29 protein-coding genes are annotated in these 25,612 nt (G+C 62.9%); 10 read left to right on the top strand and 19 right to left on the bottom strand.

The genetic code is table 11. The features are described 5' to 3' along the window. From BLT09_RS02930 to BLT09_RS02920, 3 genes are all read right to left on the bottom strand, one after another. Positions 1–1,887, bottom strand: a complete 1,887-nt coding sequence (locus tag BLT09_RS02930; protein ID WP_091590511.1) for an ABCB family ABC transporter ATP-binding protein/permease — start codon at positions 1,885–1,887, stop codon at positions 1–3. 99 nt (positions 1,888–1,986) lie between these two features. Continuing rightward, positions 1,987–2,313 carry an ArsR/SmtB family transcription factor gene (locus tag BLT09_RS02925; protein ID WP_091590509.1) on the bottom strand — a complete coding sequence of 109 codons (327 nt, stop codon included), beginning with the start codon at positions 2,311–2,313 and terminating at the stop codon, positions 1,987–1,989. A 64-nt stretch (positions 2,314–2,377) separates the two neighbouring features. After that, on the bottom strand, positions 2,378–3,796 hold the full coding sequence (locus BLT09_RS02920) for an Ig-like domain-containing protein (protein ID WP_091590507.1): 1,419 nt from the start codon (positions 3,794–3,796) through the stop codon (positions 2,378–2,380). 164 nt (positions 3,797–3,960) lie between these two features. Here BLT09_RS02920 and BLT09_RS02915 point away from each other — a divergent pair, with 164 nt between their 5' ends. Continuing rightward, positions 3,961–4,572, top strand: a complete 612-nt coding sequence (locus BLT09_RS02915; protein WP_027152697.1) for an LOG family protein — start codon at positions 3,961–3,963, stop codon at positions 4,570–4,572. A gap of 118 nt (positions 4,573–4,690) precedes the next feature. On the opposite strand, the gene BLT09_RS02910 is transcribed toward BLT09_RS02915, so the two are convergent. Beyond that, a complete protein-coding gene (locus BLT09_RS02910; RefSeq protein ID WP_091590506.1) occupies positions 4,691–6,022 on the bottom strand; it encodes a PQQ-dependent sugar dehydrogenase in 1,332 nt (443 codons plus the stop codon). Between the two features lie 360 nt (positions 6,023–6,382). On the opposite strand from BLT09_RS02910, the gene BLT09_RS35440 reads away from it, so the two are divergent. Further along, on the top strand, positions 6,383–6,829 hold the full coding sequence (locus BLT09_RS35440; RefSeq protein WP_268931409.1) for a CorA family divalent cation transporter: 447 nt from the start codon (positions 6,383–6,385) through the stop codon (positions 6,827–6,829). Further along, positions 6,751–7,227 carry a CorA family divalent cation transporter gene (locus BLT09_RS35435; RefSeq protein ID WP_280141133.1) on the top strand — a complete coding sequence of 159 codons (477 nt, stop codon included), beginning with the start codon at positions 6,751–6,753 and terminating at the stop codon, positions 7,225–7,227. Before BLT09_RS35440 ends, BLT09_RS35435 begins: the two co-directional genes overlap by 79 nt. Before the next feature lie 9 nt (positions 7,228–7,236). Here the strand turns inward: BLT09_RS35435 and BLT09_RS02900 are convergent, their stop codons facing one another. The 9 genes from BLT09_RS02900 to cysS all read right to left on the bottom strand — a co-directional run bounded on the left by BLT09_RS02900 (position 7,237) and on the right by cysS (position 15,014). Continuing rightward, entirely contained in the window at positions 7,237–7,923 is a 687-nt protein-coding gene (locus BLT09_RS02900; RefSeq protein WP_023800734.1) for a glutathione S-transferase family protein, read from the bottom strand. A 14-nt stretch (positions 7,924–7,937) separates the two neighbouring features. Then, positions 7,938–8,858, bottom strand: a complete 921-nt coding sequence (rarD, locus tag BLT09_RS02895) for an EamA family transporter RarD (protein WP_023800735.1) — start codon at positions 8,856–8,858, stop codon at positions 7,938–7,940. 83 nt (positions 8,859–8,941) lie between these two features. Beyond that, the gene (cimA, locus tag BLT09_RS02890; protein ID WP_091590865.1) at positions 8,942–10,558 is read right to left on the bottom strand and encodes a citramalate synthase; all 1,617 of its coding nucleotides are present in this window, start codon (positions 10,556–10,558) and stop codon (positions 8,942–8,944) included. 2 nt (positions 10,559–10,560) lie between these two features. After that, positions 10,561–11,517, bottom strand: coding sequence for a prolyl aminopeptidase (gene pip / locus BLT09_RS02885; RefSeq protein ID WP_091590505.1), 957 nt, complete (start codon positions 11,515–11,517; stop codon positions 10,561–10,563). Next, entirely contained in the window at positions 11,514–11,990 is a 477-nt protein-coding gene (locus BLT09_RS02880; RefSeq protein ID WP_023800738.1) for a GFA family protein, read from the bottom strand. Before BLT09_RS02880 ends, pip begins: the two co-directional genes overlap by 4 nt. Continuing rightward, entirely contained in the window at positions 11,987–12,478 is a 492-nt protein-coding gene (locus BLT09_RS02875) for a GFA family protein (protein ID WP_091590504.1), read from the bottom strand. The genes BLT09_RS02880 and BLT09_RS02875 overlap by 4 nt, the downstream gene beginning before the upstream one ends. A gap of 4 nt (positions 12,479–12,482) precedes the next feature. After that, positions 12,483–12,869 carry a VOC family protein gene (locus tag BLT09_RS02870; RefSeq protein ID WP_023800740.1) on the bottom strand — a complete coding sequence of 129 codons (387 nt, stop codon included), beginning with the start codon at positions 12,867–12,869 and terminating at the stop codon, positions 12,483–12,485. Continuing rightward, on the bottom strand, positions 12,866–13,273 hold the full coding sequence (locus BLT09_RS02865; RefSeq protein ID WP_091590503.1) for an endonuclease domain-containing protein: 408 nt from the start codon (positions 13,271–13,273) through the stop codon (positions 12,866–12,868). Before BLT09_RS02865 ends, BLT09_RS02870 begins: the two co-directional genes overlap by 4 nt. Positions 13,274–13,544: 271 nt before the next feature. Continuing rightward, a complete protein-coding gene (gene cysS / locus BLT09_RS02860) occupies positions 13,545–15,014 on the bottom strand; it encodes a cysteine--tRNA ligase (RefSeq protein WP_091590502.1) in 1,470 nt (489 codons plus the stop codon). A 389-nt stretch (positions 15,015–15,403) separates the two neighbouring features. Here cysS and BLT09_RS02855 point away from each other — a divergent pair, with 389 nt between their 5' ends. Then, the gene (locus BLT09_RS02855; protein WP_023800743.1) at positions 15,404–15,559 is read left to right on the top strand and encodes a hypothetical protein; all 156 of its coding nucleotides are present in this window, start codon (positions 15,404–15,406) and stop codon (positions 15,557–15,559) included. Between the two features lie 79 nt (positions 15,560–15,638). Here BLT09_RS02855 and BLT09_RS02850 read toward each other — a convergent pair whose 3' ends face one another. Further along, entirely contained in the window at positions 15,639–16,397 is a 759-nt protein-coding gene (locus BLT09_RS02850) for an SOS response-associated peptidase (RefSeq protein ID WP_091590501.1), read from the bottom strand. A 124-nt stretch (positions 16,398–16,521) separates the two neighbouring features. Here BLT09_RS02850 and BLT09_RS02845 point away from each other — a divergent pair, with 124 nt between their 5' ends. The 4 genes from BLT09_RS02845 to BLT09_RS02830 all read left to right on the top strand — a co-directional run bounded on the left by BLT09_RS02845 (position 16,522) and on the right by BLT09_RS02830 (position 18,859). Then, entirely contained in the window at positions 16,522–16,941 is a 420-nt protein-coding gene (locus BLT09_RS02845) for an NUDIX hydrolase (RefSeq protein ID WP_023800745.1), read from the top strand. Between the two features lie 48 nt (positions 16,942–16,989). Further along, entirely contained in the window at positions 16,990–17,367 is a 378-nt protein-coding gene (locus tag BLT09_RS02840; protein ID WP_091590499.1) for a TIGR02301 family protein, read from the top strand. Between the two features lie 330 nt (positions 17,368–17,697). Continuing rightward, positions 17,698–17,955, top strand: a complete 258-nt coding sequence (locus BLT09_RS02835) for a hypothetical protein (protein ID WP_023800747.1) — start codon at positions 17,698–17,700, stop codon at positions 17,953–17,955. A 100-nt stretch (positions 17,956–18,055) separates the two neighbouring features. Next, on the top strand, positions 18,056–18,859 hold the full coding sequence (locus tag BLT09_RS02830) for a hypothetical protein (protein WP_167366328.1): 804 nt from the start codon (positions 18,056–18,058) through the stop codon (positions 18,857–18,859). Positions 18,860–18,898: 39 nt separating this feature from the next. Here the strand turns inward: BLT09_RS02830 and BLT09_RS02825 are convergent, their stop codons facing one another. The 3 genes from BLT09_RS02825 to BLT09_RS02815 all read right to left on the bottom strand — a co-directional run bounded on the left by BLT09_RS02825 (position 18,899) and on the right by BLT09_RS02815 (position 21,325). Continuing rightward, the gene (locus BLT09_RS02825; RefSeq protein ID WP_091590494.1) at positions 18,899–19,639 is read right to left on the bottom strand and encodes a nucleotidyl transferase AbiEii/AbiGii toxin family protein; all 741 of its coding nucleotides are present in this window, start codon (positions 19,637–19,639) and stop codon (positions 18,899–18,901) included. Between the two features lie 73 nt (positions 19,640–19,712). Next, a complete protein-coding gene (locus tag BLT09_RS02820) occupies positions 19,713–19,919 on the bottom strand; it encodes a hypothetical protein (RefSeq protein ID WP_236473178.1) in 207 nt (68 codons plus the stop codon). A 74-nt stretch (positions 19,920–19,993) separates the two neighbouring features. After that, on the bottom strand, positions 19,994–21,325 hold the full coding sequence (locus BLT09_RS02815; RefSeq protein ID WP_091590492.1) for a dihydroorotase: 1,332 nt from the start codon (positions 21,323–21,325) through the stop codon (positions 19,994–19,996). Between the two features lie 82 nt (positions 21,326–21,407). Here BLT09_RS02815 and ygfZ point away from each other — a divergent pair, with 82 nt between their 5' ends. Both ygfZ and BLT09_RS02805 read left to right on the top strand, forming a co-directional pair. Continuing rightward, complete coding sequence (gene ygfZ / locus BLT09_RS02810; protein ID WP_091590491.1) at positions 21,408–22,268, top strand: CAF17-like 4Fe-4S cluster assembly/insertion protein YgfZ; 861 nt, start codon at positions 21,408–21,410, stop codon at positions 22,266–22,268. Next, positions 22,268–22,900 carry an HD domain-containing protein gene (locus BLT09_RS02805; RefSeq protein WP_091590489.1) on the top strand — a complete coding sequence of 211 codons (633 nt, stop codon included), beginning with the start codon at positions 22,268–22,270 and terminating at the stop codon, positions 22,898–22,900. Before ygfZ ends, BLT09_RS02805 begins: the two co-directional genes overlap by 1 nt. Before the next feature lie 102 nt (positions 22,901–23,002). On the opposite strand, the gene BLT09_RS02800 is transcribed toward BLT09_RS02805, so the two are convergent. Further along, positions 23,003–24,466, bottom strand: a complete 1,464-nt coding sequence (locus BLT09_RS02800) for a RimK family protein (RefSeq protein WP_091590488.1) — start codon at positions 24,464–24,466, stop codon at positions 23,003–23,005. Continuing rightward, positions 24,463–25,569 (bottom strand): peptidase C39 family protein, encoded by a 1,107-nt coding sequence (locus BLT09_RS02795; protein WP_091590486.1) that lies wholly within the window; start codon positions 25,567–25,569, stop codon positions 24,463–24,465. Before BLT09_RS02795 ends, BLT09_RS02800 begins: the two co-directional genes overlap by 4 nt. Positions 25,570–25,612: the final 43 nt, after the last annotated feature.

Genomic DNA, 25,612 nt, shown 5'->3' with positions numbered 1-25,612 from the left:
CTACGACACCTCGGAGGGGCGGCGGCGGACGACAACGCCGAACTCGTCGCGCTCGCGAGCAATGCGCAACCGCTCCTCGGCCTCGGTTGCCTCACGCTGGCGATCCCACATCGACGCGTACAGGCCGGCCTTGCGCATCAAGGCGGCATGCGTGCCGCGCTCGGCGATCTGGCCGTCCTGCAGCACGATGATCTCGTCGGCCGAAATCACCGTCGACAGCCGGTGGGCGATGACGATGGTGGTGCGACCCTTGCTGACTAGGTCGAGTGCCGCCTGGATCTCCTGTTCGGTATGGCTGTCGAGAGCCGAGGTCGCCTCGTCGAGCATCAGGATCGGCGGCGCCTTCAAAATGGTGCGGGCGATTGCCACGCGCTGCTTCTCACCGCCGGACAATTTCAGTCCGCGCTCTCCGACCATCGAACGGTAGCCGTCGGGCAGCCGCTCGATGAACGGCCCGATCTGGGCGAGTTCTGCCGCCTTGCGCACATCCTCCTCGCTGGCATCGACGCGGCCGTAGCGGATGTTGTAGGCGATGGTGTCGTTGAACAGCACGGTGTCCTGCGGCACCATGCCGATCGCCGCGCGCAAGCTCTGCTGAGTCACGTCGCGAATGTCCTGGCCGTCGATCAGAATCTTGCCGCCCTGGATGTCGTAAAAGCGGAACAGCAGCCGCGAAATGGTCGACTTGCCGGCGCCCGATGGCCCGACAATGGCAACCGTCTTGCCGGCCGGCACTTCGAAGCTGATGCCTTTCAGGATCTTGCGGTTGGGATCGTAGGAAAACTGCACGTCGCGGAACTCGACCTTGCCGGAGCCGACGACCAGCGGCTTGGCCCCCGGCTTGTCGACGATCTCCTGCGGCACATCCAGCAGACCGAACATCTGCTCGATGTCGGTCAGGCCCTGGCGGATTTCGCGATAGATGAAGCCGATGAAGTTGAGTGGCACCGAAAGCTGGATCAGCATGGCGTTGATGAACACGAAGTCGCCAACCGTCTGCGTGCCGGCCTGCACCTCCAGCGCCGAAAGGCACATGACGATAACCGTTCCGAGACCGAAGATGACGCCCTGGCCGAAGTTCAGCCAGCCGAGCGAGGTCCATATCCTGGTGGCAGCGGTCTCGTAGCGCGCCATCGAACGGTCGAAGCGCTCGGCTTCCATGCCCTCGTTGTTGAAATATTTGACCGTCTCGAAATTGAGCAGCGAGTCGATCGCCTTGGTGCTGGCATCGGTGTCGCTGTCGTTCATGTCGCGGCGAATGACGATGCGCCAGTCGCTCGCCCTGATGGTGAACCAGATATAGAGCCAGACCGTCACCGCCACCACAGCCACGTACTTCCAGCCATAGGTGACCGCGAAGATGCCGGCTGTCAGCGCGAATTCGAGGATGGTCGGCAAGGTGTTGAGCACGGTGAAGCGGACGATCGTCTCGATGCCCTTGGTGCCGCGCTCGATGATGCGCGACAGGCCGCCGGTGCGGCGCTCGAGATGGAAGCGCAGCGACAATCGATGCATGTGGATGAAAGTGCGGAAGGCGAGTTGGCGCACCGCGTATTGTCCGACGCGGGCAAACAGCGCGTCGCGCAGCTGGTTGAAACCGAGTTGCACCAGCCGCACGACATTGTAGGCGATGACCAGCATGACTGGCGCCAGCATGAAGGCCGGCAGCGGCGGCGCCGACTTGGCGTCACCAGCCAGCGCATCGGTCGCCCATTTGAAGAAGTAGGGACCGGCAACCAGCGTCAGCTTGGCGACGACCAGAAGCACGGTCGCCCACACCACCCTCGCCCGCAAATCGGCACGGTCGGCCGGCCACATATAGGGCCAAAGATTGCGCAATGTCTTGAAGGTCGAGCCAGAATCGGCGGAGACGGTTTTTTCGGCCATTTTATCGCCTTTTCGTATTTCTTATTGCTTGACCACGATCTTTTCCGAAAACCGGCTTCCACTTTTCGCTGAGACGGTCCTTCGGTTCGGGATGATGGTCTAGCGGCCGGAGCAGCACGAATTGACCAGAGCGGCCAGCGATGCGGAAACATCTTCGAGCGCATCGCTGTCGACTTCATAGCGCGAGCGTTGCCGATCCGGCTGGTAGCGGACGAGCCCGGCTTCGACCAGTATCTTCAGGTGCTGCGAAACGGTGGACTGCGCCAGGTCGAGATGGTCGACGACCTCGCGGCAGCAGCAGGAGCGGCTGGCCGAAAGGTGCCGGAGAATTTCGATCCGGGCCGGATGCGAAAGCGCGGCGAGCTTCGCGGCGACGGCCTGGCTGTCGGCGAAGCCGCAGGTCTTCTCGGTCAAGGGAGCGTTCATCGTCTATCGGCGATAGACGATGAATGAACTTTCCGCAAGAGCCCGCTAGAGAAGAAAAGGATTTCTAGTTGGCCTTTGTCGGGGCCGTCGTCATCTGGTCGCCCATCGCCTTGAGGTTGGCGGCTTCGCCTTCCTGCGATTTTCCGGGGACCTTGAACACCTGCCCCGGCCAGATGCGGTCGGGATTCCTGATCTGATCCTGATTGGCGAGGTAGATGGTCGAGTAGCGAACGCCTTGGCCGTAGACGCGCCGCGAAATCCGCCACAGCGTATCGCGGCGGCGGATGATAACGGCGCTGTCGGCGTGTTCGAGCTTCGGCGCCGCGGTCTCGGGCACTCCGGTCGGGGGCGTCGCAGCCGCCATATCGGCTGGCGCCTCGGCCGCGGGCGCCGCAGGCGTGGTTGTCGGCGCGGCCGGCTTTGCCTCGGCAGGCGCCACGGCGGCGATCGACTCGCCCGGCTCGCGCTCGAACGGCACGGCGGCACGGGCCACCACCTTGACCCCGTCGGCATCGAGCGCGTCGACGTGGATCGTGTAGGTGCCGACCGGAATGTTGCGCGTCGCCTCGACCAGGAAATGGCCGTCGGGCGAAGTCCTCGCGTCGCCGAGCAAGATATCGTTGGCATAGGCGCGCACCTTGCGGCCGGGGTCGGCGAGGCCGGCGACGAAGATCTTGTTGCCGTCGATCTCGATCGCTTCGACGACGACCTTTGGCCCTGCAGCTGGTGTCGCTGGTGCGGCCGGCCCGCCCGGAGCGGGCGCGGGGACGGCTTCGACGGTGGCCGGCGCGGTGGCAGCCGGTGCGGCTGGGGCTGGTGCTGCGGCAGCGGGGTCCTCGGCAGCGGAGTCCTCGGAAGCCGGGGCGGCCGCCTTGTCGCCGGCAGGCGGCGATTCAGGCTTTGTCTCGGGTGTAGGAACGGTGAGCAATTCGGAGGCCTTGCCCGGCTCCTCGATCATCGCCAGCACCTGGCCAGCAGGACTCTTGGGAATCGAGACGATAGCCGTCTGCGCCGAGGGGGTCACGACATTGCCGGTCATCGAGCGCAGCGCGATCGTGTAATCGCCGGGTTTCAGCGCATCATCGAGAACGATGGCAAAAGCGCCATCGGCACCGGCGACCGTCGAGCCGAGAACCGTCGAACCGTTGAGAATCTCGACCTTGGCGTTGGGTGCGGCTTTGCCGGCGACGACAATAGAGCCCTTGATCTCGACCCGAACGATGTCGAAAGTCGGCGCAATCGCATCGGCCGCCGCCGGCGCTGCCGGTGCCATCGCCCCAGCGGCAGGCGCCGGCGGCGGCGGCAGCGGTGCATCGGTCACTGGTTCGGCCGGCGTCTCCACCGGCGGCGTCAGCGATGCCACTTCCGCCGGCGGCGTGCGAGTGAGATACGGATCGAGCGCGCCCGACACATAGGCGGTTCCCGCCGCGGCGACGGAGCCGCCGACGACGAACAAAAACGCCTTCAAAGGATTAATTGCCATATTTCCCTGCCCTTAGCCACCTAATGCGGTCTAGCCTGTTTTGCCCAAGGCGACAAGAACAAGGGGGACCGACAAGAAAAAGGGCCGATACGAATAAACGGGGCCGACGAGAAAAAACCCGCCCGGGCTTGACCGCGAATAAAGACCCAATCACCAATCATCTCATGAACACGATTCGATCCATCTGCGTCTATTGCGGCTCGTCTCCGGGCCGCGATGTAACCTATGCCAAGGCCGGACACCTGCTTGGGCGTTCGATCGCCAAGTCCGGCCTGCGTCTGATCTATGGCGGCGGCACCAGGGGCATCATGGGAGCCGTCGCCGAGGGCGCAATGCGGGCCGGCGGCAAGGTGACGGGGATCATTCCGCGCTTCCTGATCAACAGGGAGGCCACCGAAACCGCGCTTGACAGACTTGACGAGCTCGTCATCACCGAAAACATGCACGAGCGCAAACATACGATGTTCGAGAAATCCGACGCGTTTGTGGCGCTTCCGGGCGGCATCGGCACGGTCGAGGAAATCATCGAGATCATGACCTGGGGCCAGCTCGGCCATCATCGCAAGCCGATCGTCTTCGGCAACGTTGGAGGATTCTGGGACCCGATGCTGGCGCTGCTCGACCATATGATGGCCGAAGGCTTCATCCACACCGCGCAGCGGGTCAGGCCGCTGGTGGTCGACGATCCGGAAGCGATCGTCGCTGCCATCATGGTCGCGGGATCGTCGGTCGACGCACCGACCGAAGGCGTGCAGTCGGTGATCGACAAGCTTTAGGGTACAGGGGAGTATGTAGTGCATGCCGCGCTCATGAGGCGCTGCCCTACTGCCCTACTGCCCTACTGCCCTACTGCCCTACTGCCCTACTGCCCTACTGCCCTACTGCCCTACTGCCCTACTGCCCTACTGCCCTACTGACCCGCCAGATGACATTGCCGACATCGTCGGCGACGAGCAGTGCGCCGCTCTGATCGATAGCAACGCCGACCGGACGGCCCATCGCCCTGCCGTCACGCCCGACGAAGCCAGCGAGCACATCTTTCGGGGGACCGCTCGGTTTACCACCGCGGAACGGCACGAAGATCACCTTGTAACCGCTGAGCACACTTCTGTTCCACGAGCCGTGCTGACCAACGTACGCGCCGTTGCCGTAGGCTGGGCCGAGCGACGCCCCTTTGGAGAAGGTCAGTCCCAGCGAGGCGGTATGGGAACCCAGCGCGTAGTCGGGCTTGACCGCCCTAGCCACGAGACCGGGGCGCTGCGGCTTGACGCGTTCGTCGACGTTCTGTCCGAAATAGCTGTAGGGCCAGCCGTAAAAAGCGCCGTCACGAACCGAGGTCATATAGTCCGGCACAAGATCGTCGCCGATCTCGTCACGCTCGTTCACGGCGACCCAAAGCTTGCCGGTTTCAGGGTTCCAGGAGAGCCCGTTCGGGTTGCGCAGCCCTGACGCGAAGACCCGGGTACGGCGGGTCGACCGGTCCACTTCAAGGACGGCGGCGCGGTTCTTCTCCGCGGCCATGCCGTTTTCTCCAACGTTACTGTTGGAGCCGACGGTGACATAGAGCTTGCGTCCATCCGGACTTGCGATCACATCCTTGGTCCAATGATGGTTGAGATCTCCGGCCGGTAAGTCGACGATCTTTTCCGGCGGCGTTGTGGCTCGGGTCTGGCCATTGGAGTAGGGGAAAGCGACAAGCGCGTCGGTATTCGCTACATAGAGAATGCCTTTGGACAGCGTCATACCAAAGGGAGAATTGAGGCCTTCTGCGAACGTCCTGCGCACATCCGCAATGCCGTCGCCATTGGTGTCGCGCAGGAGCGTGATGCGGTTGGCGCTTTTGGTCGCGGCCCCGGCGCGCTTCATAGCGAGGTCCATAAAGACCTTTCTAAGGCTGAAGCCTTCGTCATGCTTGGCAGGGGCATTGGTTTCGGCAACCAGCACGTCCCCGTTCGGAAGCACGTGCAGCCAGCGCGGATGGTCGAGGCCGGTGGCGTAGGGGTTCACCGTCAGCCCGTTCGCCGGGGTCGGCATACCACCTTTCTGCCAGCCTTTCGCCTCGGCGATGTTGACGGTCGGGATCAGCGTCGGTCTTGGTTTCGGTAAGGTTGGGTTGGGGCCATAGCCGGTTATTGCCCCCGTTTTCTGCGCCGAAAAGCCAGCGCAGCCGGCAATGACGGCTCCCAATACCGCTATGAGTAGGCTTCGTGGGAAGCCGGCATGCATCGGACGTCCTCCGCATGGATTGCGTCGTGCTCTTTACGCAAACGCGAGTCAACGACGTATTATTCCAAACTGGCTCCAAACAACGGCGTTGGTACGCCGCCTCGGATGACCGTCAAAACAGTCACACGAAAACGGTTCGCCCGTGCTAATAATCACAGTCTAGGTCGCCGCCACGCGGCGTATTCGAGAGACTGGCGACGCGATCATGAACATCCCTCTCAATCCAGACGGCAGCGATCTGTCGCCTTACCTGCCGGACGAGCACGGGCTGTTCTTCGTCTATCACTTCGCCGCCGAAGGGACGAGAACCAAGACGCGACCACCACACACTGGACATGGCGCAGCTACCAGGTTTCCGACATGCGCGCGCGCCACGAGATCGCCACCGAGCCGGCTTTGCCGCCGCCGGTGCGCGATGCCTTCCTGTCGGCCGGCCATGGCTGCCATATCGACCTCGAGGGCGACTGGCTGTACGGCGATTTGCCGGACCTGCGCCACGACTATTCGGCGGAGGCGCGCGGGCTTGGCCATTTCCGCTTCGCCTTCAACGACACGATGCTGATCGGCGGCCGCAAGCAACCGCTGCAATCGGTCGACAAAATCCGCAAGGCGATGGACAACGGATCGCGAAAGTTCCGCTCTCCGGCCGAACTGATCGAAGCTGTCATGGGCCAGTCGCTCGACGGCATGACGACGGAACTCGCTGGCCTGGCGACACGCTCGATGGCATCGAGGACCGCATCGTCTGCGATGCATGGCACAATGAGCGGCAGGCGCTGGTCGATGCGCGCCGGCAACTGGTGGTGATCCATCGGCAGATGGCGACGCTGACCAGCCTGTTCCGCCATCTCGACCATTCGCATCGCAATGACCTGCCGGACGCAATCAACGACATGGCGGCACGGCTTTCGCACCGCGCCCATACGTTGCATCATGACGGCGAGCAATTGCAGGCCCGCGCCCGGCTCTTGCAGGACGAGCTGATGGCCAAGCTGACGACGCAGTCGAACCAGTTGCTTTACATGCTGTCGGTGATGACCGCGGTGCTGTTGCCGATGACGATCGTCTCAGGCCTGTTCGGCATGAATGTCGGCGGGCTGCCGCTGGTCGACACGCCGGTGGGCTTTTGGGTGGCGTCGGCGATATCGCTCGCCGTCGCGGTGGTCGTCTATCTGTTCGTCAGGCGGCTGGGGCGCGGGATGTAGCGGCAACCGTTACAAGGTCGCGCGAAAATCCTCGATGACAGTGCCGGCAGCGCGCACCTCCGCTTCGTGGTTCGGCTCGCGCCACTCCTCTGCAAGGGCTGCCGCGTACCATTCGCGCATCGCCGGCAGAGCCAGCAATCGCGCCGGATAGGTGGCAGCCGCGCCCTCGAAGGACAGTCCGTAGGACTGAACCCTAAACGCCACCGGGGCAAAGAAGGCGTCAACGGCAGTGAAGCGATCGCCAGCCAGGAACGGTCCGCCGAAGCGGCGAAGCCCGTCGTCCCAGAGATCGCCGAGGCGAAAAAGGTCGTGCTTCAGCGCATCCGACATCGGCACCGGCGCGACGCGGACACCGCAGTTCATCGGACAGGAGCCGCGCAAGGCGGTGAAGCTCGAATGCATTTCGGCCGCTGCCGACCGCGCCCAGGCTCGCGCCTTCGGCTCGGCAGGCCAGACGCCAGCGTGGCGCTCGGCCAGATATTCGGTGATGCCGAGCGAATCCCAGACTGCCCAGCCGTCGTCAATCAGGCACGGTACGAGGCCGCTGGGCGAGAACGGCCGGTAGAGGCTCCAACTCGATCCGGTCGGAAACGGTGTCAGCCGCTCCTCGAAGGCGACGTCCAATGTCCGCATCAGCACCCATGGCCGCAGCGACCACGAGGAATAATTCTTGTTTGCTATGTGCAGCACGTACATCGAAAATCCTCGCTCTAACGCATTGCCGGCCGGATCTCGCGGCCGCGGAACATCGACCAGGAATAGATCGCCAGCGCCGCCCAGATCAGGCCGAAGGCGATGGCCTGGGTGCTGCCGAAGGGTTCGCCGAAAATCAGCACGGCGATCAGGAACACAATGGTCGGCGCGATATACTGCATGATGCCGATGGTGGAGAGACGCAGCAGCTTGGCCCCGAAGCCAAACAGCAGCAGCGGTATGGCGGTGACCGGGCCGCAGCCGATCAGCAGTGCGGTATCGTTCAGGGAACTGGAGACGAAATGGTCCTGCCCGGTGACGATGAGGAAGATGATGTAGCCGAGCGCCGGCACCGACAGCAAAAGCACTTCAAGCAAGAAACCCTGGCTGGGACCGATCGGCAGCGTCTTGCGGAAGAAGGCGTAGGCGGCGAAGGAAAACGCCAGCACCAGCGACACCCAGGGCAGCTTGCCGGCGTCGATCGTCAGCACCGCGACCGCGATGGCCGCCAGCACCACCGCCGCGATTTGCAGCCGGTCGAGCCGTTCGCTGAGCAGCAGCGCGCCGACAACGACGCTGACAAGCGGGTTGATGTAGTAGCCAAGCGCGGTCTCGATGGTACGGTCGACCGCGATGGCCCAGACATAGATGCCCCAGTTGACCGAAATCAGCGCCGCCGTCAGCGCCGCCATGGAAATGATGCGCGGCGAACGCAACGCCGCTTTGAAATCCGCCGTGCGGCCGGCCCAGATCAAAACGGCCGCCGCGATGGGCACCGACCAGACGATGCGGTGCGCGATGACTTCGGCCAGCGGCAGATGTGCGACCGCCTTCATATAGAAGGGCAGCAACCCCCACAGGAGATAGGCGCCCAGCGCCAGCAGGAATCCACGCCGGGCCTTTGAGTCTGCTTCGAGCTGAATTGCATCCATGGCCATGGCCCGACGCTATGCGCCAGCCGCCGGGCCAAGACCATCGCAAAGTTCTGATGGATCAATGGACTTTCGCTGATGGTTCAATCCTACTCCGCCGCGACCAGCCCGGCCATCTCGCGGTTCTTCATCAGCTTGTAGACGATCGAATCCATCAGCGCCTGGAATGAAGCGTCGATGATGTTTTCTGAGACGCCGACCGTCCACCAGCGGGCGCCGGTTGCATCGTGCGATTCGATCAGCACGCGCGTGATCGCCTCGGTGCCGCCATTGAGGATACGCACCTTGAAGTCGGCGAGCTCGAGGTCGGCGATCTCGTTCTGAAATTTTCCGAGATCCTTGCGCAGCGCGATGTCGAGCGCGTTGACCGGGCCGTGCCCTTCCGCCACCGACATCTTCTCCTCGCCATCGACCAGCACCTTGACGATCGCCTCTGAGACCGTCTTCAGCTGGCCATTGGCGTCGAAGCGGCGCTCGACCATGCAGCGGAACGAGGTGACGCTGAAGAATTCCGGCAGGCCGTGCAGGATCTTGCGCGCCAGCAGCTCGAAGCTGGCATCGGCGCCTTCATAGGCATAGCCCTCGGCCTCGCGCTCCTTGACCACTGATATCAGCGCGTCCAGCCGGTGGTCGTCTTTCGGCATTTCGATGCCGCGCCGTTTCAACTCGGCGAGGAAATTGGCCTTGCCGCCCTGGTCCGAGACCATGACCCGGCGGCGGTTGCCGACCGCTTCCGGCGGCACATGCTCGTAAGTGGCCGGCTCCTTGGCCAGCGCCGAGGCATGGATGCCGGCCTTGGTGGCGAAGGCGGAAGCGCCGACATAGGGCGCCTGCGCTTCCGGCGCGCGGTTCAGCAATTCGTCGAAGGCGCGGGACAGGCGCGATATGCCGGCCAATGCTTCGGCCGAGATGCCTGTCTCGAAGCGGTTGGAAAAGGCCGGCTTCAGCGCCAGCGTCGGCACGATCGAGATCAGATTGGCGTTGCCGCAGCGCTCGCCGATGCCGTTCAGCGTGCCCTGGATCTGGCGCACGCCGGCCTCGACGGCGGCCAGCGAATTTGCCACCGCCTGGCCGGTGTCGTCATGGGCATGGATGCCGAGATGGTCCCCCGGTATGCCTGCCTCGATGATCTTCTCGACGATGGCGCGCACTTCCGACGGCTGCGTGCCGCCATTGGTGTCGCACAGCACCACCCAGCGCGCGCCGGCGTCGTAAGCAGTCCTGGCGCAAGCCAGCGCATAATCGGGATTGGCCTTGAAGCCGTCGAAGAAATGCTCGCAGTCGACCAATGCTTCCTTGGCCGAGCCAATCGCCGCTTCGACTGACGCCTTGATCGCCTCGAGGTTTTCCTCGTTGGTGCAGCCCAGCGCAACGCGGACATGGTAGTCCCAGCTCTTGGCGACAAAGCAGATGGCGTCCGACTTCGACTGGACCAATGCGGCAAGGCCTGGATCGTTCGAAGCCGACACCCCTGCCCGCTTGGTCATGCCGAAGGCGACGAATTTGGCGGTTGCCGTGCGGTGCTTGGCAAAGAAGGCGGTGTCGGTCGGGTTGGCACCGGGATAGCCGCCTTCGATATAGTCGACGCCGAACGCGTCAAGCAGCCCGGCGATGGCGATCTTGTCCTCGACCGAAAAGTCGATGCCCGGCGTCTGCTGGCCATCGCGCAGTGTGGTGTCGAAGAGATAGAGGCGCTCGCGGCCCATGATCATTTCCCCGCAAACTTATCCGTCGCCCGGATCAGCCGGTCGAGGATGCCCGGCTCCGAATAGGCATGGCCGGCGCCCTCGACCAGATGGAAGTCCGCCTTCGGCCACGCCTTGTGCAGCGCCCAGGCATAGCGCGCCGGGCACGGCATGTCGTAGCGGCCATGGACGATGGTGCCGGGGATGTCCTTCAACTTGAAGGCATCACGCAGCAGCTGCCCTTCCTCAAGCCAGCCAGCATGGACGAAATAATGGTTCTCGATGCGGGCGAAGGCGACGGCGTAATCGTCTTCGCCAAACCGGCTGCTGGTTTCCGGATCGGGCAACAGCGTGATCGTCTCGCCTTCCCACAGGCTCCAGGCGCGGGCGGCCTCGACCTGCGCCTTGCGGTCGCTGCCGACCAGCCGCTTGCGATAGGCGGCCATCATGTCGCCGCGCTCGCCCTCGGGGATCGGCGCCAGGAAGCGCTCCCATTTGTCGGGGAACATTTCCGAGACGCCGAACTGGTAATACCATTCGAGCTCCGCGCGCGTCAGTGTGTAGATGCCGCGCACGACCAGTTCGCTGACCCGCTCGGGGTGCGTCTCGGCATAGGCCAGCGCCAGGGTCGAGCCCCACGAGCCGCCGAACACCAGCCATTTGTCGAAGCCGCACATGTCGCGCAGGCGCTCGATGTCGGCGACCAGATGCCAGGTGGTGTTGGCCTCGAGCGAGGCGTTGGGCGTCGACTTCCCGCAGCCGCGCTGGTCGAACAGGATGACATCGTAAAGCTTCGGATCGAACAGCCGTCGGTGCTTCGGCGAAATGGTGCCACCCGGTCCGCCATGCAGGAACACGGCCGGCTTGGCGCCCCTGGTGCCGGAACGCTCCCAATAGACCTGATGGCCATCGCCGACATCGAGCATGCCTGAGTCGAAGGCCTCGATCTCCGGATAGAGGCTGCGCAGGTCATTGCTCATAATTTCAGGCCCTGCTGCGGCCAATTGGCCGTCTCGTGATCCGGATGCTGGAAGGAGATGATCGATTCCTGCCGGGTGTAGTAGTCAGGATCGTCATGGACCGGCGCGTCGAAGATCTTCTCCACCCAGGGCAGCCGGGCGGCATAGTTGATCTGGATCTGCGGTGCGAGGTCGGAGCGATCGTCAAAGGCGCCGATGGCGATCTCAAGCCCGCCAGGCTGCCTGTAGGTCAACGGCGTGCCGCAGCGGCTGCAAAAGCCGCGATCGATGTTGACCGACGACTGGAAATAGCTCGGCTCCTCGCGCACCCATTCGACACCGTCCTTCGGCACCGTCACCAGCGCGCCGAAGAAGGAACCGAACTGTTTCTGGCACATGCGGCAATGGCAGATGGAAGGGCGTCCAAGCGCCCCACGAATGCGGAAACGCACGGCGCCGCACTGGCAGCCGCCGGTTCGAACGGTTTCGGTCATGATCTTTCCTCCGGCGGCCATTGATCGGTGTCGTGGTCGGGGTGCTGGTAAGAAACGAGATCGGCGAGATAGGAGGACGACGAAACATCGGCCATCGTGTCTTCGCCAGGCAATTCGTGGATGTGATCGACATAGGGGAGTTTTGCTTCGGTGCCCCACTGGATGGTCGGCGCGATCTCCTCCGCATGGTCGAAGGCCGCGATGGCGAGTGCGATGCCGTCGGGCGCCTCGAAAGTCAGCGGCGTGCCGCAATCGGCGCAAAAACCGCGCCAGGCGGCGTTGGAGGAACGAAAGCGTTTGGGCGCGCCGCGCGTCCAGTCGAGTTTTGCGCCACGCACCGACACCAGCGGCAGGTAGAAATTGCCGCTTGCTTTCTGGCACATGCGACAATGACAGACGGAGGCGTCGCCCAGCGCGCCTTCGACACGGAAACGCACGGCGCCGCACTGGCAGCCGCCTGTGTAGACCGGTCTGTTATCCAGGCTCATCACTTCACTCCGGGGCATGGCAGACGGCTTCGACATTGTTGCCGTCGGGGTCGAAGACAAAGGCGCCATAGTAGTTCGCGTGATAGTGCGGACGAAGGCCCGGCCCACCATTATCCTTGCCGCCGGCGGCGATGGCGGCGGCGTGGAAGGCATCGACTTCAGCGCGGCTGCGCGCGGTGAAGGCGACATGCTGGCGGTCCTTCGGCTTGTCCTTGCCTTGATGCAGCCAGAACACCGGCCGGTCGCGGCCATAGCCGCCGACCATGGCGCCACCGGTGTATTCCTGCGGCACCATGTAGAGCAGCGAGGCACCGAGCGGCGCCATCGCCCTGTCGTAGAAAGCTTTCGACACGTCGAAATCGGAAACGGTGATGCCAAGATGGTCGATCATGGAACTACCTCCCTCGCTGCTTCGCCGGCCGGCATTTCGGCAGCGGCCAGGCCGGCTTCGATGACAATGTGCTGGCAGACGTTGTCGATGTCGCGAATGACGTCGTCGTTCCAGAAACGCAGGATGGTCCAGCCGCTGGCCTTCAAGTAGGCGCTTCGTGCCACGTCACGCTCGACGTTTTCGGGATCCGCGTGCTGGCTGCCGTCAACCTCGACGATCAAGTTGTGTGTCGAGCAAGCAAAGTCGATGATGTAAGGTCCGATCAGCACCTGCCGGCGAAAGCTCATCCCCATCAGCCGATGGGCGCGCAATTCGTTCCAAAGCTTCAGCTCGGCATCGGTCATGACACGACGCATGTATTTTGCATTCTTGCGCTGGCGCGATAGAACGAGGTCGTGACCCATCAAGCACCTTCGCCTTCGCGATTGGCGAAATCATCGACGACAGCCGATCTCCCCCCTTGCGGGGGAGATGTCCGGCAGGACAGAGGGGGGTGCTGTCCCGCCGGCCTGTTAGCCAATCGCGGCCACGCCCTCAAGCTGGTTTCCGGTTGCGAATGGGAGACATCGAAAGTCGGCGATCCTTCCCACCCCCCTCTGTCCTGCCGGATATCTCCCCCGCAAGGGGGGAGATCGGCCGTCACCGGCGCTTTCGCCAACCGTCCGCCAACCACTCTCACCGCTTTACCTCCCACGTCGTCACGCGCTCACCCGTGACCGGATCCTTGCCGTCCTTCAGTTGCACGCCCTGCGCCAAAAGCTCGTCGCGAATGCGGTCGGCCTGGGCCCAGTTCTTGGCGGCGATCAGTTCCAGGCGCCTGGCGATGGCCCTGGCGATGGCATCTTCATCAACCTTGGCCGGCGCAACGTCGAAGCCGAGGAACGACAGTGCCGCCTTCAGCGAAGCGGCAGCATCGTTGCCCGCGGCGGCGTTGCCGCCACCGGCAGCATTGGAATCCACAGCCTCGCCGGCCAGTTGCGTCAGCACCTGGAACGCGGAATAGGTTGCGAGATCGTCCGACAAGGCTTCCACCACTTCGACCGGCAATTGCTTGGCCGCCGCCGGTGCCAGGTCCGCCGCCCGCTTCCATTTGCGCAGCGTATTTTCCGCCTCTTCCAGCTTGCGCACGGAAAAATCGATCGGCTCGCGATAATGCGTCATCAGCATCGCCAGCCTGAGCACCTCGCCTGGCCACTTGCGGCCACCAAAGGTCTCCGTCTCCAGCAACTCGTTGATCGAGTGGAAGTTGCCCAGGCTCTTGGACATTTTCTGCCCCTCGACCTGCAGAAAGCCGTTGTGCATCCACACCTTGGCCATCACCTCGGTGCCATGGGCGCAGCGCGACTGTGCAATTTCATTCTCGTGGTGCGGGAAGATCAGGTCGATCCCGCCGCCATGAATGTCGAAGACCTCGCCGAGATAGGCGGCCGACATCGCCGAGCACTCGATGTGCCAGCCCGGCCGGCCCCTGCCCCACGGGCTGTCCCAGCCCGGCTCTTCCGGCGAGGACAGCTTCCACAGCACGAAATCGCCAGGGCTCTTCTTATGCGGATCGACGGCGACGCGAGCGCCGGCCTGCTGTTCGTCGAGATTGCGTTTCGACAATTGGCCGTAGTCCGGCATCGAAGCCGTGTCGAACAGAACTTCGCCTGCCGCAACATAGGCATGGCCGCGTTCGATCAAGCGTTGAATCAAGGAGATCATGTCGACTTTGCCATCTGCGCGCGGCTCGACGAATTCAGTGGCCCGCGGCTCGACCGTAGGTTGCAGGCAGCCGAGCGTCGCCACATCCTTGTGGAACTGGTCAGCGGTCTTTTCGGTGACCCGCCGGATCGCCTCGTTCAGCGACAGCTTTCCCGAGGCAATCTCGGTGCCGAAATCGCGCAGCGCGCGGTCGTTGATCTTGTCGTCGACATCCGTGATGTTGCGCACATAGGTGACGTGCGCTTGCCCGTAGACATGGCGCAGCAGACGAAACAGCACGTCGAAGACGATCACCGGTCGCGCATTGCCGATATGGGCAAAGTCGTAGACCGTCGGGCCGCAGACATACATGCGCACATTGCGCGGATCGATCGGGAAGAAATCCTCCTTGGTCCGCGTCAGCGTGTTGTAGAGGCGCAGGCCCTTCGATGCGTCAGACATTCGTGCCTTCCCGGTGCGTTACTTTTTGGTTGGGGCCACTTGCGCCGAGACGCAAATCAGCCACCAGCCTGCTGGCCGGGGCGTTTGTCCACTCTAGAAGGAAGATAGGCGAAAACGTCCGGACCAGCGCGAAGCTAGCCAATAATGCAGATGCCACAAATGGCGAAAGACGTTCTCATGAGCGGCTTTATCGCCTCAGCCAGTGTTGCCGTCAAGTCGCAACTTTCGGCAAAAGAGCCGCTGGATCACAGGTAATGACGCGGTGAAACATTTTATTAAACATCTCGGCACAGTCATGAAACATTCACCGGCTAGATCAGCAGATGTCACGATTTGGTCGGATTCGACCAGCAAACGCGGACACGAAGACGTTACCAGGGAAGAGAAAAATGCCTCGAGCCAAGCAGGACTCCAGCAGCGCCAAGCAACCGGCGCTCGCCAGTCAATACCGGGCGATCGGCCCGGCCGCGATCGTCGCCGCCCTTCTCCACACAGCGAAGAAGAAGAAGCCGGTGCAGAAGATCACCTCGCCGCGCGCTGCCTGATGTGACGTGCGGCCGGCGGGTTCGCCAGGAAATGGCAGCGCCGGCAATGAAGGCGCTGAAGCGCTCCAGAAAATAGCAGCTACTGCTGAAACAAGCTCATCTGACTGTCGTCGGCGCCCGGCTTCCGGCGCCTGGCCTTCTTGAACTCCGGCCACCTTTCCTGAATCTCCGGTCCGGTGTTGGCGACCTTGTTGACGAGGTCGGAAACCGGGACGGCCTCGAAGAAATCGAGTTGTGCCGGTCTGAGCAGGTCGGCCACGTCGCGCGGCTCGCGCGTGCGGCAATCCAGCCAGCGGGCGAAATCCTGCGGATCTATCACCACCGGCATCCGGTCGTGGATATGGGCAATGTCGGCATTGGCGTTGACGGTCAGGATGGCGCCAGTGTCCATCTCCGAGCCGCCCGGCTCGGCATAGGTCTCGATCAGTCCGGCGAAGGCGACAAGCCCGCCATGCTTCGGCCGCACCCAATAGGGCTGTCCCCGCTTGCCGCCTGATTGACGCCATTCGTAGAAGCCGGAAGCCGGCACCAAAGCGCGGCGGTGGCGCATGGCGGCGCGAAACGAGGCCTTTTGCGCGGCTCCCTCCGAGCGCGCGTTGAACAGCAAAGGAAACGCACGCGTGTCCTTCACCCATGCCGGGATCAGCCCCCAGCGCACCAGCATCGGCTGCCGGTCTGGAAGGTTCGAGCCTGGCGCCCGCGGCACGCCTGCAATCGCCATCAGCACCGGCTGCGTCGGTGCGATGTTGTAGCGGGGCGGGAAATCCTCCAGTTCTGGCAGACCGAGAAAAGCGGCGGCCCGGTCCGGCGTGGCGGTCAAGGCGAAGCGTCCGCACATAAGCTGAAACTCGTTAGATTGGTCGGATGTGAAGGTGGCGATGGAACCGGCGTTGCGCAACCGCTAATGCTTGCTCTCGCCGACCGGTCCACAACCGGCTGCGGCAAATGGCGATCGGAGATCCATGGACGAGATGCGCAAAATACTCCCGGCTGTATCGGTCGCCATTGTCCGTGGCGACACGGTGCTGCTGGTCAAGCGGGCGCGGCAGCCTTCGCAAGGATTCTACGCGTTTCCAGGCGGCAAGGTCGAGGCCGGCGAAACGCTGGAACAAGCCGCGCAGCGCGAATTGCTGGAGGAAACCGGGTTGCATGCGCACAACTACCGCCGCCTTCGGGAAATCCACATCGACGGCGGCAGCGACGGGCACCCGGTCGACTATCTGCTGACGGTATTCGGCGCCACCTATGCCGGCGGCGAGCCCGTGGCCAGCGACGACGCCGAGACCGCCGCCTTCTATACACTCAGCGAAATGACGGCGCTGCCGATTGCCGCTTCGGTGTTTGCCGTTGCCGACGAATTGCTCAGGAATACAGGCGCGTAACCTCCAAAATCGCCTTGCAGGCGACAAATTGTTTGGCCACATAGATTTATGATCCGCGCATCGATTTTCCTTGCAGCTTGCCTCGCCGCCAGTACGGCAATCGGGGCGCGGCCGGCCATGGCCGCCGAGTCGCCGTTCGAGCCGGGGCTGATGCGGCTGGCCGAGGTGCTTGGGTCGCTGCATTTTCTGCGTAATCTGTGCGGCGAGAAGGGCGACCAATGGCGGGTCGAGATGGAGAAGCTGATTGCTTCGGAAAACCCGAACCCGGAGCGGCGCGCCCGCTTCATCGCCAGCTTCAACCGCGGCTACCGCTCCTTTGGCGGCACCTACACACAGTGTACCGCCTCGGCGACCGAAGCCATCAGCCGCTACATGAAGGAAGGCGAGACGCTGTCGCGCGACATCGCCTCGCGCTACGGCAACTGAGCCTGTCTCCCCCTGCTTGTGTCCCGGCCCGCTTGTGTCTGGTGGCGTCTTGGTGCAATTGTTGTGTTGCACTTCTGCAACGGTGTTAACAAAACGTTACGGCGCGGATGTGGAGTTAACTCAAACTGAAGGTTTTCATCCCGCTCGCCGGCCTAATCGGCTAAGTTTTGAATCGGATCGAACGCAGGTTTGCAAAACGTGACGAACCCTTGTCGAAACGACCCCAGAAATGTCGTATTTACAAGTACTTACTTAACCTGCGAGTAAAAGGGACAGCCCAAGCCTGATCCGCATCCGCCGGATCGCCGCTTGAAAAGGGTGGACATCGCAATGGAACATGGCGTCAACGACATCGACGCGCTGGTCAGGGAAGAAAAGCGCCTGACTGCAGTGGAAAGCCACAGCGAGGCCTGGGCGGAAGGGCTTTCGGCCGGAATCGAGACGGAAATCATCGCCGAGGCGGCCCTCGAAACCGCGTTCGGCGAGATGCTGCGCGCCAATGGCGAGACCTCGGCCCTTGCCTTGCTCGACCGCATGCGTGAAAAGGTGATAGCTGGGGCCTTCGAGCCGGGACGGCTGCGGCACTGATTGGCATCAGGCTCTTCGATGACGGCATGCCGCTTGGGCGTCATGCCCCGGGCACCTGGGCGGGCCTGGGCAGCTGGACGGAATCATGGAGAGGCAGGCGGTGAATTTTTCGACGTCAGGCCAGCCGCGTGGCTTGGCCCTCAGCATCCGGCTCGCCGCTTTTTGCGCCGCGTTTCCGCTGGCGCCTTGCCTCGCAATCAGCCCCGCCTATGCTTTGAGTGAAATCAAGCGCGAGGACCTGCCCTCGCCAGTCACGCCGCCCGCCGACGACGACATGTCGCCGCCCGGAACCGCGGTGCCGACGCCCGGCCCGCTCGGCGCGACGCCGCCTGCGGCGAGCCAACCGACGCCACCCGACGAACGGGAACAGGTCGAACCGGGCGGGCCAACAGACGATGGTGGCATAGCCAATCCGCAAGTCGACCCGGATGAACCCTTGCCCGAGGTCGTCTACGATCTCGGCAAGCTGCCGGAGCCGGTCAGGCGCATGCACGATTTGATTATCGGGGCCTGCAAGAGCGGCGACATCGAAAAACTCCGGCCGCTGATCGGCCAGGGCGATGCGATGACCCAATTGTCGCTGGCCGAGATCGAAGGCGATCCGATCACCTTCCTGAAAGGGCTTTCGGGCGACGCGGAAGGCCAGGAAATCCTCGCCATCCTGGAAGAGGTGCTCAGTGCCGGCTATGTCCATGTCGATGTCGGCACGCCGCAGGAGCTCTATGTCTGGCCATATTTCTTCGCGCTGCCGCTGGACAAACTCGACGCCAGGCAGCGGGTCGAGCTGTTCAAGATCGTCACCGCCGGCGACTATGACAGCATGAAGCAGTTCGGCGCCTACATCTTCTACCGCGTCGGCATCACCCCGGATGGACAGTGGACGTTTTTCGTCGCAGGGGATTGAGCTGCCGTTGTGGCAAATTCCACGCCCTGCCTCGACCTGCTATTTGTTGGCGCGATCGGCGGGGTCGTTGCGGATGCCCGAACCCGGCCAGAGGCGAATGCCTTCATTTCGAAGAACCGAAATAGCAGCGTCGGCCGCGTTCGTGTCCATTTGTAAAGACTCGGCTGCGCTGCGCAGTTCGTCCCTGTCCTGAAGCTTGTTCACCACCCATGCGATCTTGTGCTGGATATCCGACCCATAGGCGGTTTGCGCCTTGCTTAGCGCCTCGGCCGGGATTTCCCCAAGGGCATTGACCAACGTCCCGAGATCGATAGCGTCGCGATATGCGGTGGCATGATCTTGACATCGGTCGGCATTCGCCAACAGCTTCTCGGCAAACATATCCGCGGCGATCAGGGCAGGTACATTCAAATCGTCGTCAAAATGGCCTTGCAATTGGATACGGCCCTCGCGGATGATTTCGAATTTGATCAATTGCCCCTTGAGCCGCACAACCGTTCTCAAACCATACTGGTCGATTTGGAAATCCCGAACGGCCTCGACTGGTTCGGGGAAGAACGCTCTTGCGCCCCGTTCGGCCGCACGGGTTCGCAGTTCGCGATAGCCATCGGCGTCGGCACACAGGAAATCCACATCCAGCGACCGTCGATATTCGCCGAATTTCATGACGATCGCCGTCCCGCCGCCGAACCAGCATCGGTTTGCGGTCAGAAATTCGTGATCCATAAGCGCGAGGGCTTCGGCAATGATCCGGTGTTCCGGCCGTTTGAACTGCTTCATGACTTCCGTTCGCTGTGTGTCCTGTTTGATACCGCAGCTGCGGGAAGAAAGATCGGGAGACGGAGAACGAACTTCAGCCGGTGGTCAAAAGGACGCCGTGACCGAATTTGTCGGCCAGATCCCGTATAAGCCGTTTTTCACGGGCCGTAAGACGTTTTTGATCGATAAAACGCCAATTGCGCTCATACAACGCAAATGCTTCTTCGGCGGGAATCGGTCGCGCTACGTCACGATTCCAGGCGAGAGCCTGGAGCTCCGGAAACTCGGCGGGGACAATCATGGGCGCTATATCTGCGTTCATAACCCCAACAACATAATGCGCGGTGCTTAAAAAATCCAACACCGTGGAAACGGCTACACCGCCAGCGCCTCGGAAAACTCCACCGCCCGACCCTGTCCTGGCGTGACGATCTCGCCTTCCCACATCACACGCCGGCCGCGCACGACGGTGCCGACCGGCCAGCCGGTGACTTGCCGGCCATCGTAGGGCGTCCAGCCGGCCTTCGAGCCTGCCTGCGCATTGGTGATGGTCTCGCGGCGCTTCAGATCGACAATCGTGAAATCGGCGTCGTAGCCGGCGGCGATGCGGCCTTTCCTGGCCATGCCGAAGATACGCTGCGGGCCGTGGCTGGACAGGTCGACGAAACGCTGCAACGTCAGCCGGCCGGCATTGACATGGTCGAGCATGATCGGCACCAGCGTCTGCACGCCGGTCATGCCCGACGGCGAGGCCGGGTAGGGTTTCGCCTTCTCGGCCAGCGTGTGCGGGGCGTGGTCGGAACCAAGCACATCGACAATGCCTTGCGCAATGCCGCGCCAGATGCCGTCGCAGTGGCGCGATGCGCGCACCGGCGGGTTCATCTGGATCAGCGTGCCAAGCTGCGCATAATCGTCCGCGCTCAGCGTCAGATGATGCGGCGTCGCCTCGCAGGTCGCGACGTCCTTGTGCTGTTCGAGGAAAACAATCTCCTCGGCGGTCGAGATGTGCAGCACGTGGATGCGGGCGCGAACCTGGCGCGCAATGCGCACCAGGCGCTCGGTGCAGCGTAAGGCGGCGATCTCGTCGCGCCACACCGGATGCGAGGCCGGGTCGCCCTCGATGCGTTCGCCGAGCCGCTCGCGCAGCCGGAATTCGTCCTCGGAATGGAAGGCCGCACGGCGGCGGGTATTCCTCAGGATCGAGGCAACGCTTTCATCGTCCTCGACCAAAAGGTCACCGGTCGACGAGCCCATGAACACTTTTATGCCGGCAGCACCGGGTAGCCGCTCAAGGTCGCCGGCGTCCTTTGCGTTCTCGCGGGTGCCACCGACCCAGAAGGCAAAGTCGCAATGCATGCGGCCGGTGGCACGCCGAACCTTGTCGGCAAGCGCTGCTTCGCTGGTGGTCAGCGGGTTGGTGTTGGGCATCTCGAAGACGGCGGTGACGCCGCCCAGCGCCGCTGCCCGCGAACCTGTCTCCAGATCTTCCTTGTGCTCCAGCCCCGGCTCGCGGAAATGCACCTGGCTGTCGACGACGCCCGGCAGGATGTGCAGGCCGCGACAGTCGACCGTTTCGCAAGCGGAAGCCTGGCCGAGATCGCCGATAGCGGCGATGCGCCCGCCGTTGATGCCGATGTCGCGCCGGCCTTCGCCGTCGTGGTTGACCACCGTGCCGCCTGTCAGGATGAGGTCGTAGGTCGTGGCCATGCTGATCCGGTCTCTTGCGGGGGGAGTGCCAGCGGCTTACGTAATGGCCGACCGTTTTGCAAGATCAGGTTGTTTTCCGCCCATGCCCTTTGCCCAGTTGAAAGACCGCGCGCTCGTTTCCGTGTCAGGACCGGATGCCGAGAGTTTTTTGCAGAACATTCTGACCACCGACCTCGACGCGCTGGCTCCCGGCGAGGCAAAGCCGGGCGCTTTGCTGACGCCGCAAGGCAAGATTCTGTTCGACTTCCTGATCTCCCGCGCTGGCGAGAATTTGTTCCGCCTCGAATGCCGATCCGATATATCAGACGATTTCATACGCCGGCTGATGCTCTACAAATTGCGCGCCAAGGTCGAGATCGCCAAGGCAGATCAGGGACTTGTCGCTGTTGTTTGGGGGGATGATTCAACTGCTTCGCAGTTCGATTCAACGCCGGTTGCCGATGCGCGGTTCCGCGACGCGTCCGTGACGCGCTTTTATGGCGCCGCTGCCGCCGGCGGCGACCCGGCCGCATGGCAAGCTCTGCGCATCGCTCATGGGATTGCCGAAAGTGGCAGCGACTATCAGCTCGGCGATGCCTTCCCGCATGATGTGCTGCTCGACGAGACCGGCGGCGTCGGCTTCAGGAAGGGTTGCTATGTCGGCCAGGAGGTGGTTTCGCGGATGCAGCATCGCGGCACCGCCAGACGGCGGGTGCTGATCGTTTCGGCCGAACGGCCCCTGCCCGCTCCTGGCACAGAGTTGACAGTTGCAGGGCGACCGGTCGGCACGCTTGGCACGGCCGCCGGCACGGCGGGCCTCGCCATAGCCCGCATCGACCGCGTCAAGGCAGCGCTCGACGCCGGCCGGCCGATCATGGCGGATGACGTCCCGGTGTCGCTCACCATCCCGGCCTGGGCGAAATTCATCTTCCCGCAGGAACCCGTCGGCGCGGAGGAGGCCTGATGGCGGCCGACCGTCCCGGCGCGCCGCCGCGCGCCTGGCAGCGCATGCTGTCGGGCCGACGGCTCGATCTGCTCGACCCCTCGCCGCTCGACATCGAGATTTCGGACATCGCCCATGGGCTTGCCCGCGTCGCCCGCTGGAATGGCCAGACCATCGGCGATCACGCCTTTTCCGTCGCCCAGCATTCGCTGCTGGTCGAGGCGCTTTTCGGCGAGCTGGTGCCGGACGCCCCAGCCGATGCGCGGCTGGCGGCTTTGCTGCACGACGCGCCGGAGTATGTCATCGGCGACATGATCTCACCGTTCAAATCGGTGATGGGCGGCAGCTACAAGGAGTGCGAGCTGAGGCTGCAGCGGGCCATCCATCTGCGCTTTTCGCTGCCGGTCGAACCGGTTGCGGGCCTGCGCAAGGAGATCAAGCGCGCCGACCAGATCGCCGCCTATTTCGAGGCGACGCTGCTTGCCGGTTTTTCGACCGCCGAGGCGACCGAATTCTTCGGCCGGCCGCGCGGCTTCAATGCCGACCGCTTCGATTTCACCCCGCGTTCGGTGACCTGGGCGCAAAACGCGTTTCTCAAACGGTATGCGGCAATCGAGAAATCGCGGCGCCAAACAGTGCAGCCGGCCGACTGAAAAACGCTGAGGGGATACAGCGCCGTGTTCGGGCGGGGAGCCGAAGGTGTGAGCCTGCCGCGACGGATTGAAGGCCGGGGCGTCGATCGGATAGAATCCCTGCTACCGTCCCTGTCGGTCGAGCCGCTCCAGGAACCACTGCGTCAGCCGCACCCATACCTCGTCTTTTTCGCCAGAGTCCTCCCAGCCATGGTCGAGGTTGGGATTATCGTTGACCTCTATGACGAAGACACCGTCCTTGGTCTCTTTGAGGTCGACGCCGTAGAGGCCATCGCCGATGCAGCGCGCCGCCCTCACCGCCGTCTCGACGACATGGGCCGGCGCCTCCTTTAAGGTGAAGGTCTTGATGCCGCCCTGGTCGGGCTTGCCGTTGGCCTTGTGGTTGACGATCTGCCAGTGCTTCTTGGCCATCAGGTAGTGCACGGCAAACAGAGGCTGGCCGCCGAGCACGCCGACGCGCCAGTCATATTGGGTCGGAATGAATTTCTGTGCGATCAGGAGATCGGAATCCTCCAGCCATTCGGTGGCAAGCGTCTTCAGCTCCTCAAAGGTGGCGCATTTCTTGACGCCGCGTGAAAACGACGAGTCCGGGATTTTCAGCACCAGCGGAAAGCCCAGCGTCTGCGCCGCCACTTCAAGGTCCGAGATGCCGGCGATCATCACCGTCGGCGGCACCGGCACCTTGTTGTAGGTCATCAGCTCGTTGAGATAGACCTTGTTGGTGCAGCGGATCATCGACAGCGGATCGTCGATGACCGGCATGCCTTCCTGCTGGGCGCGGCGCGCGAAGCGGTAGGTGTGATTGGAGATCGAAGTCGTCTCGCGGATGAACAGCGCGTCGTAGTTGGCGAGCTTGGCCAGATCCTTTTTGGTGATCGGCTCGATTTCGACGCCCATCTTCTCGGCGATCTTGGCCCAATAGCGCAGCGACGAGATCTCCGATGGCGGCAACTCCTCATGCGGATCGACCAGCGTGGCGAAGGTGTAGCGCGCCGGCGTGCGACCCTTGGTGTCACGCCACTCGCGGCTGGTGTAGGTCTCGAGGCACTGAAGAAAGCGCTTTTCCTCCTCCTCGGTCATCCTGGCCAGCGGATGGAAGCCGATCTTGCGGATCGACGCCCATTCGGCGCTGTCCGTGATGTGGACTTCCAACGCCGGCGCTCGGAACCAGTCGAACAAAAGCTTGGCGAAACGATCCCATATCTTCGACGAGCCGATGCCGAAAAAGATGCAGACTTTTTGCGGAAAGGCTCCGCCCAGATCCTTGCGGCATTTGTTGAGCGCGAGTTCCAGCTCCGGCAGCGCATGCTCGTAGAGCTTGCGCTCGGACAGGTCGATCATCGTCTCGACCGTCGGAATGACCTTGTGACCGCGCGAACCGGCGAGCAGCGAGGCATAGTAGCCGCGGCTTTGGTAGCCGTAATTGTTCGACAGGTTGATGACTTTCGGCCGCTGGCCGCGAAACAGCGCCGGATGCGCAAGATAGTCGCGATTGGTGATGATCTTGTGCGGTGTCGCCACCTGATCGAGATCGTTCTGCCGGCCGGTAAGGATGACCCAGGTCATTGTCTGTCGCGCTTTCCGAGGATTATGGCGGCACGCAATCCATCGCGGCCGAATTGCGCCATGTTCATGAAGATGCCGTAAGGCACCGGAATGTTGGCGGCATCAAGGATGGTCTCCTGTCTCTCGTCTTCGACCCAGGGATCATGGATCAGGATATGGTCGCCATCGTCGCCGATGGCCAGAACCCAGTGCGGAACCTTCTTGCCGAACATAAGGAAGCCGCTGATCAGGACCAACACCAGTTTTCCTTCTGCGATTGCGGTGCGGATATCGTCGATGGCGAATGGACGGTAATTCACCGGGATGCCGTAACGTTCCGCGCGCCGGCGAAAGTCGACCTGCGCCAGTTCCATCACCCGGCGCTTGTCTTGGCTGCGCACCGACTGCAGGAACAGCGCACCATGGAAGGAGACATATATCTCGGCAGACAGCCCGCTTTCGTGGCCGGCAACGGCGAGGCCGAACGGCTCGCAGCCGCCCGGCCCCGACATCATGAAAACGGTGGTCGACTCGCGCCACAAACGGATTTCCATCACCGGGTCGGGCACGAAGCCGGCATCGAAATTGGCCATCGCCATCATCAGGCAGCACGGGCCGCAGGTGAAATCGCAGGTCTGCTGGTAGAACGGCACCCTGGTGGCGACCGGAATGTCGCCCCGCAGGGTCTTTTCGTAGCGCAGCGCCGTGGTGCCGTCCTCGTAATAGCCCGGTTCGCGGCCGATCTTGCGGTAGCCGCTCTGCTCGTAAATGCGGATGGCTCGGCTGTTGTCCTCGCGCACCTCGAGACGCAGCATCATGCGGTTGTGCTCGAAGGCGGCTTCCTCGGCCCGTTCCAGCAGCATGCGGCCAATGCCAAGCCCGCCGGAGAACGGACCGGTGGCAATGGAATAGAGCCGCGCGACTCCGCTGCCCTTGCGAAACAGCACGACCGCATAGCCGGCGATGCGGCCGTCGTTTTCGGCAACCAGCATCTCGGCGGTCTCGCGTTCGATCAACTGACGAAAGGAACGGCGGGAAATGCGGTCGCCAGAGAAAACAGCTTTTTCGATCGCCGCGAGGTCATCGACGTCAGACGCGCGGGCCGTGCGGATCTCGGCAGGCATGCGGGCTTGGAAAACCTCGATTGGATTCTTGGAAAGGCCTGGT

This window comes from Mesorhizobium muleiense (genome assembly GCF_900099905.1).
GTDB classification, from domain to species: domain Bacteria; phylum Pseudomonadota; class Alphaproteobacteria; order Rhizobiales; family Rhizobiaceae; genus Mesorhizobium; species Mesorhizobium muleiense.
The sequence above is the reverse complement of the archived record's forward strand: the minus strand, read 5'-3'. Positions and strand labels throughout refer to the sequence as shown.

What these genes read in the sequence shown, in the direction of transcription:
- BLT09_RS02900 (WP_023800734.1), bottom strand. Translation starts at nt 7,923, where the DNA reads ATGTACGTGCTGCACATAGCAAACAAGAATTATTCCTCGTGGTCGCTG.
- BLT09_RS02855 (WP_023800743.1), top strand. Translation starts at nt 15,404, where the DNA reads ATGCCTCGAGCCAAGCAGGACTCCAGCAGCGCCAAGCAACCGGCGCTC.
- ygfZ (WP_091590491.1), top strand. Translation starts at nt 21,408, where the DNA reads ATGCCCTTTGCCCAGTTGAAAGACCGCGCGCTCGTTTCCGTGTCAGGA.
- BLT09_RS02915 (WP_027152697.1), top strand. Translation starts at nt 3,961, where the DNA reads ATGAACACGATTCGATCCATCTGCGTCTATTGCGGCTCGTCTCCGGGC.
- BLT09_RS02835 (WP_023800747.1), top strand. Translation starts at nt 17,698, where the DNA reads ATGGAACATGGCGTCAACGACATCGACGCGCTGGTCAGGGAAGAAAAG.
- rarD (WP_023800735.1), bottom strand. Translation starts at nt 8,858, where the DNA reads ATGGCCATGGATGCAATTCAGCTCGAAGCAGACTCAAAGGCCCGGCGT.
- BLT09_RS02845 (WP_023800745.1), top strand. Translation starts at nt 16,522, where the DNA reads ATGGACGAGATGCGCAAAATACTCCCGGCTGTATCGGTCGCCATTGTC.
- BLT09_RS02920 (WP_091590507.1), bottom strand. Translation starts at nt 3,796, where the DNA reads ATGGCAATTAATCCTTTGAAGGCGTTTTTGTTCGTCGTCGGCGGCTCC.
- BLT09_RS02870 (WP_023800740.1), bottom strand. Translation starts at nt 12,869, where the DNA reads ATGATCGACCATCTTGGCATCACCGTTTCCGATTTCGACGTGTCGAAA.
- BLT09_RS02880 (WP_023800738.1), bottom strand. Translation starts at nt 11,990, where the DNA reads ATGACCGAAACCGTTCGAACCGGCGGCTGCCAGTGCGGCGCCGTGCGT.
- BLT09_RS02850 (WP_091590501.1), bottom strand. Translation starts at nt 16,397, where the DNA reads ATGTGCGGACGCTTCGCCTTGACCGCCACGCCGGACCGGGCCGCCGCT.
- pip (WP_091590505.1), bottom strand. Translation starts at nt 11,517, where the DNA reads ATGAGCAATGACCTGCGCAGCCTCTATCCGGAGATCGAGGCCTTCGAC.
- BLT09_RS02875 (WP_091590504.1), bottom strand. Translation starts at nt 12,478, where the DNA reads ATGAGCCTGGATAACAGACCGGTCTACACAGGCGGCTGCCAGTGCGGC.
- BLT09_RS02840 (WP_091590499.1), top strand. Translation starts at nt 16,990, where the DNA reads ATGATCCGCGCATCGATTTTCCTTGCAGCTTGCCTCGCCGCCAGTACG.
- BLT09_RS02820 (WP_236473178.1), bottom strand. Translation starts at nt 19,919, where the DNA reads ATGATTGTCCCCGCCGAGTTTCCGGAGCTCCAGGCTCTCGCCTGGAAT.
- cimA (WP_091590865.1), bottom strand. Translation starts at nt 10,558, where the DNA reads ATGGGCCGCGAGCGCCTCTATCTCTTCGACACCACACTGCGCGATGGC.
- BLT09_RS02925 (WP_091590509.1), bottom strand. Translation starts at nt 2,313, where the DNA reads ATGAACGCTCCCTTGACCGAGAAGACCTGCGGCTTCGCCGACAGCCAG.
- BLT09_RS02865 (WP_091590503.1), bottom strand. Translation starts at nt 13,273, where the DNA reads ATGGGTCACGACCTCGTTCTATCGCGCCAGCGCAAGAATGCAAAATAC.
- BLT09_RS35440 (WP_268931409.1), top strand. Translation starts at nt 6,383, where the DNA reads ATGCGCGCGCGCCACGAGATCGCCACCGAGCCGGCTTTGCCGCCGCCG.
- BLT09_RS02800 (WP_091590488.1), bottom strand. Translation starts at nt 24,466, where the DNA reads ATGACCTGGGTCATCCTTACCGGCCGGCAGAACGATCTCGATCAGGTG.
- BLT09_RS02805 (WP_091590489.1), top strand. Translation starts at nt 22,268, where the DNA reads ATGGCGGCCGACCGTCCCGGCGCGCCGCCGCGCGCCTGGCAGCGCATG.
- BLT09_RS02910 (WP_091590506.1), bottom strand. Translation starts at nt 6,022, where the DNA reads ATGCATGCCGGCTTCCCACGAAGCCTACTCATAGCGGTATTGGGAGCC.
- BLT09_RS02930 (WP_091590511.1), bottom strand. Translation starts at nt 1,887, where the DNA reads ATGGCCGAAAAAACCGTCTCCGCCGATTCTGGCTCGACCTTCAAGACA.
- cysS (WP_091590502.1), bottom strand. Translation starts at nt 15,014, where the DNA reads ATGTCTGACGCATCGAAGGGCCTGCGCCTCTACAACACGCTGACGCGG.
- BLT09_RS02825 (WP_091590494.1), bottom strand. Translation starts at nt 19,639, where the DNA reads ATGAAGCAGTTCAAACGGCCGGAACACCGGATCATTGCCGAAGCCCTC.
- BLT09_RS02815 (WP_091590492.1), bottom strand. Translation starts at nt 21,325, where the DNA reads ATGGCCACGACCTACGACCTCATCCTGACAGGCGGCACGGTGGTCAAC.
- BLT09_RS02795 (WP_091590486.1), bottom strand. Translation starts at nt 25,569, where the DNA reads ATGCCTGCCGAGATCCGCACGGCCCGCGCGTCTGACGTCGATGACCTC.